This window comes from Leptospira interrogans, assembly GCF_900156205.1.
GTDB classification, from domain to species: domain Bacteria; phylum Spirochaetota; class Leptospiria; order Leptospirales; family Leptospiraceae; genus Leptospira; species Leptospira interrogans.
In genome coordinates this window covers 1-5,107 of sequence record NZ_FTNA01000053.1, presented here as the reverse complement: position 1 = coordinate 5,107, position 5,107 = coordinate 1, and the positions used below count along the sequence as shown (strand labels likewise).

The 5,107-nt window shown below is 37.5% G+C and carries 2 protein-coding genes; both read right to left on the bottom strand.

The features are described from left to right. On the bottom strand, positions 1-305 hold a 305-nt coding region (locus BW942_RS20645; protein ID WP_244552895.1), incomplete at its 3' end, for a hypothetical protein. A 1,346-nt stretch (positions 306-1,651) separates the two neighbouring features. Then, positions 1,652-5,107, bottom strand: a 3,456-nt coding sequence (gene ligA, locus BW942_RS20635) for a lipoprotein adhesin LigA (protein WP_244552894.1), incomplete at its 5' end; no start/stop codon positions are given.

The following is a 5,107-nucleotide window of genomic DNA, read 5'->3' as shown; positions in this document are numbered from 1 at the left end:
GTTACAACGGATTGGGAATCGGGGACGATGGATGTCAAATCCGTAATATTCTGATTTGTTCCGTTATCAAAGATTGCGGTAACTTCTAGGGTTGTACTGGTACCGTTTGCGATAGAAGAATCTTGATAACTAAGTTCGATTCTTGTAATAGTCGGATTGAAGTTACCTAACAGAAGGTGGAAAAAGGACAGCCCATTACTTTTTTTACCAGCGGTTAATCCTACCAGACCGGTTAAAAGTGGCCAAGACATACAACTTTGAAAAAACATCGAAAGAAAAATCGAAATACAAAATATTTTCTTCATAAACACTCACTCTAATTGTTTTATTTGAAGTTTTCATTTTGTGTATTTGCTGTGTTTATTTATTGAGAGCCTTTACAAAATTTAAAAAGGATAATTATCCAATTAGATTTTTGCATCAAGTCGTTGTTTGGCGACTATCAACAAAAATTAAAAATCAATTTTATAGAAGTTCTCTTAAGATTTATTGGATGTAAAAAGTTTGTAAATAAAAACATTTTAAAATTTATAAAAACAAAGTATATAATAAAAGATGAATACTTAAGTATCTAATATTTAATTTAATGGTCTTAAGTATCAAATGTAGTAGTTAAGGATTATTTAAGAAATAACTTTTAGTATCGCATAATGATACTTAGAGATAGTTATAATAATTTTATTACTCGAATGCATGAAAATGGTACCAAAAATTAACGAGTAATTTTTTAAAGATATAGAAGTCCTAGCAAAGTTGCACAAAACCTAGAATTGTTGGCTTTTTTAAAGAATTTCACATTCTAAGTTTTGAAACAAATACAAGCATAGTATTCTTTTTACATGTCCAAGTAGTAATACGAAAGGAATCGATGCGAGTGAATTTAGCAGAACACTCTTTCAAATTCAGAGTCTCACTTTCATAATACTATCTCTAGAGAAGCATTCGTTGAGTTTCTGGGTTGCTCTGCAGGTCGCATTTGAACTCAGCAAAACGCTTTTCTAAACTCAAATCTCGCTCCAGACGGGTCGCGAGATCGGTCGTTCGATAGATCACGTTCTATAATCAATTAAAACTAAAGACGATTATTGTATTACGTTTTTTTTATGCAATTTATTGACCAGGGCTGAGAGCCAGATTCGTCCAGATTTTCTTATGTCGAACTTGCGTTATTTAGATACAGCAGTTATAAGAATTTTAATAGAAATTTTCTATTTTCTCAAAAATATATGGTTTAAGGATATTTGACTTTCAGACCGAAGAAAGTCATGTGTTATACATACTTTAGCTAACTACAAATTTATATCAGATTCACATTAGAGTTGTTGAAAAATTCCCTAGTTCCGATTAACAAAACTGCTTCAATTGCCCATTTCCATAAAATAGAAACAAATGGAGAATTAATTTTTCAACAATTCTATTAAGATTAATTAAAAACACTCCGCAGAATCTGCGGAGTGTTTTAGGAACAAAAGTTAGGAAAGAAGAAACGATCACAAGGTCGATAGGTTACAAATCATACCGATAAATTTGAGTCGTTCCTTTTCCATAAAATCGGTGTTATTCAAATAACTCAATGAATTCGTAATAAAGAAAGGTCACGAACTCATTGTTTGTTTTTTGCGAATGTGTAAACATTGTTAATGTTTTCATGTTATGGCTCCGTTTTAATAGAGGCTAATATTTCTGGAGTTACTTCAAAATCGATAGAGTCACTATGGATAGAACCGTAAATCGCAGAAATTTTAGAGGAACCTACAGAAAGCGCTGTTGTTAAACCTCTGTCATCATTAGAGTTACTGATAGAAACTACCTTAGAATCAGAGGACTTCCAGGTCACAAGATCCGTAAGGTCAAGTTGGCTACCTCCTTGGAAAGTTCCGATTGCCTTGAATTGTTGAGCCGACCCCTTATCTGTCAAAACTTGGGAAGAACTAATGGTTATGTTTACTAATTTCTCGTCATTGACGAATATCCAGGCTCGATTACTTTTAATAGAATCGTAGGTTGCCGTAAATTCTGAATCTCCAAATGCAAGAGCCGTTACTTTACCTTTTTTACCGGCTGTATTTTCGATTGCAATGTTGGATGGCTTGCTGGAAGTCCACTGTACAACCTGAGTCAAATCATGGGTAGAGTGATCCGAATAGATGCCAGTAGCGGTTAGTTGTAGTGTAAGACCTTCGCTCAGGACGAAAATACTAGGCTTGACTTCTATGTCAATAAGGACAGCAGAAGTGACATACAAAGTAGTAGAAGCGGACATAGAATCAGATAACGTTGCAGTGATGTTCGTTTTTCCATCATCGATTGCGGTAGCTGAGCCAGCCAATGAAAATGTGTTATCGATCGATGCAACATTCGGATCAGAGGAAGACCAGGAAACTTGTTTTGTAATGTCTGTCTTTGTATTATCCGTATAGATTCCAATTGCTTTAAATGGATGACTAAGTCCTTTGATCAAGAAGAAATTATTTGGTGTTACTTCGATTGAAGCTATTCTTGCCGGAGTAACTTGGAATGTCGCATTTGCACTTGAAATCGAACCTAAGGTAGCGGAGATGTGGCTCGTTCCCTTCGAGAGTGCATTAACAACCCCTTTACTTCCAGTTGCGTTTGAAATTTTTGCGTAGGCTGCATTGGAAGATTTCCAAGTAACCTGGTCGGTAATATCTTTTGTCGAATTGTCCGTAAATACGCCGGTCGCTTTAAAATTTTCAGTAAGTCCCTTGGCTTTGTGAGATGAAGTGGGATTTAGCACAATCTCAGTAAGTTCCGCTGCGGTAACGGATAATTTGGAAACCTGGCTGCTTACATTTCCCAATGTCGCTTTAATATTCACTGTTCCTGTACCGGTTCCGTAAGCTTGTCCTTGGTAACCTTTTGTGTTTGAGATCGTTGCAACAGAGTTGTTGGACGAATGCCACGTAACGGAGGAAGTAATGTCTTTGTTGGAATTATCAGAGTAGATACCTGTAGCAGAAAATTTTTCTGTTAACCCTTTTACAAGAGAATGTTTTACAGGACTGATTTGAATTGAAGTAAGAACAGCGGGAGTAACGGTAATATCAGTTTTCCCGGAAAGTTTTTCTAAGGTTGCAGTAATAGTCGTTTTCCCGACTGCAATCGCCTTACCTGTTCCTTCTTCACCAGGTGCATTCAACATACTTAATGCTTTCGAAGAAGACTTCCAGGTGACTTGCTCTGTAATGTTCTTCTTAGAATGATCCGTAAAAATACCTGTAGCCGTAAATTTTTGAGTCATTCCTTTTGCAATCGAAGCGCGAGTTGGAGAGACTTCGATCGAAGTCAAAGTTGCCTGTGTGACGGTAAAATCTACAGAATCTTCGATTCCACCCATAGAAGCGGTAACTTTAACGGTTCCTTGTTTTAAAGTGGAACCTAACCCGCGTTTGGCGTTTGTGTTGGAAACGGTAAGAATATCCGTATTAGAGGAATTCCAGGTAACTTGATTTGTAATATCGGAATTTGAGTTATCCGTAAAGATACCAGTAGCCTTGAATCTTTCTGTGAGTCCCTTTGCTTTGGAAGCAGCAGCCGGTGTGATTTGGATTTCAACAAGCTTTGCAGCTGTAACAGATAACGTAGAAACCGGACTACTTACCTTTCCGAATGTGGCTTTAATATCCGTTGCTCCTGTAGCTGCTCCGTAAGCGTTTCCTTGATTTTTTTGGGCGTTTGAAATCGTCGCGATTGAAGAATCGGATGAGAACCACGTAACAGCGGAAGTAATGTCCTTGTTAGAGTTGTCAGAGTAGATCCCAGTAGCCGTAAATTTTTGAGTTAACCCTTTTGCAAGAGAAGGATTTACAGGATTGATTTGAATAGAAGTGAGAACCGCAGGAACTACAGTAAACCAAGTGTTACCTGAAACTTTTCCTAAGGTTGCGGTAATAGTCGTGTTTCCAACTGAGTTGGTTTTTCCCAGACCTTTATTGTTGTCTAAGTTAGACACGCTTACGATTGCTGAAGAAGAATTCCAAGTGACTTGATCCGTAATATCCTTCTTAGAGTTATCCGTAAAAATCCCGATCGCAGTAAACTTTTGAGTTAGTCCTTTTGCAATGGAAGTGCGAGTTGGAGAGACTTCGATGGAAGTCAATGCAGCTTGTGTAACTTTAAAATCAGTGGATCCTTGTATTCCACCGATGGAAGCAGTGACTTTAACATTCCCTTGGTTGAGTGTGGAAGCTAATCCGTGGCTATCACTTGCATTGGAAATTGAGAGAATATCGGTATTAGAAGAATCCCAAGTAACTTGGTCGGTAATATCCGAGTTTGAATTATCTGTAAAGATCCCTGTAGCTTTAAAGTTTTCTTGTAAACCTTTTGCAACTGTAGAATTTGTCGGAGAAACAGAAATAGAAACTAAGGCTGCTGGAGTAACGATTAGTTTTACGGATCCGATTATATTCTCGCTAGAAGCAGAAACAGTGACAATACCAGTATCAGCTGTTTCTAATATTCCGTTGTTTTGAATATTAGCGATAGTGGAATTAGAAGAATTCCAAATAACAGAAGAGGAAATATCCCTGTTAGAGTTATCCGAATAGATTCCCGTAGCTGTTAGTTTTTGTTTTTTTCCGAGAGGAATATTCAGATCGTTTGAAGTTACTTGGATTTGAGAGAGAACAGCATCTCCAACGGTCATTTCTTCAGCCCCTTGTTTTGATTGAAAGGATGCACGAATATGAGCTGTTCCTAAATTGATCCCTGATGCCAACCCTGAATCATCTACTCGAACCAAATCAGGATTACTGGAAGACCAAACGATCAGTGGTTCGTTGGAAATATCCTGATGAGAACCATCCGAAAAGATACCGATGGCTGAGAATTGACGATTAGTACCTTTAGGTAGTATACCTGACTCTAAACTCGTAACTTGAATTGAGTTAAGAATGGCTGGTGTAACGGTAATTTTTTGTTCAGAGTATAGGCCGTTGTATTCTGCTTTTATAATGGAAGAACCAGAAGCGATTCCTTTGACTCTGTTGCCTTCGATTGTTACAACGGATTGGGAATCGGGGACGATGGATGTCAAATCCGTAATATTCTGATTTGTTCCGTTATCAAAGATTGCGGTAACTTC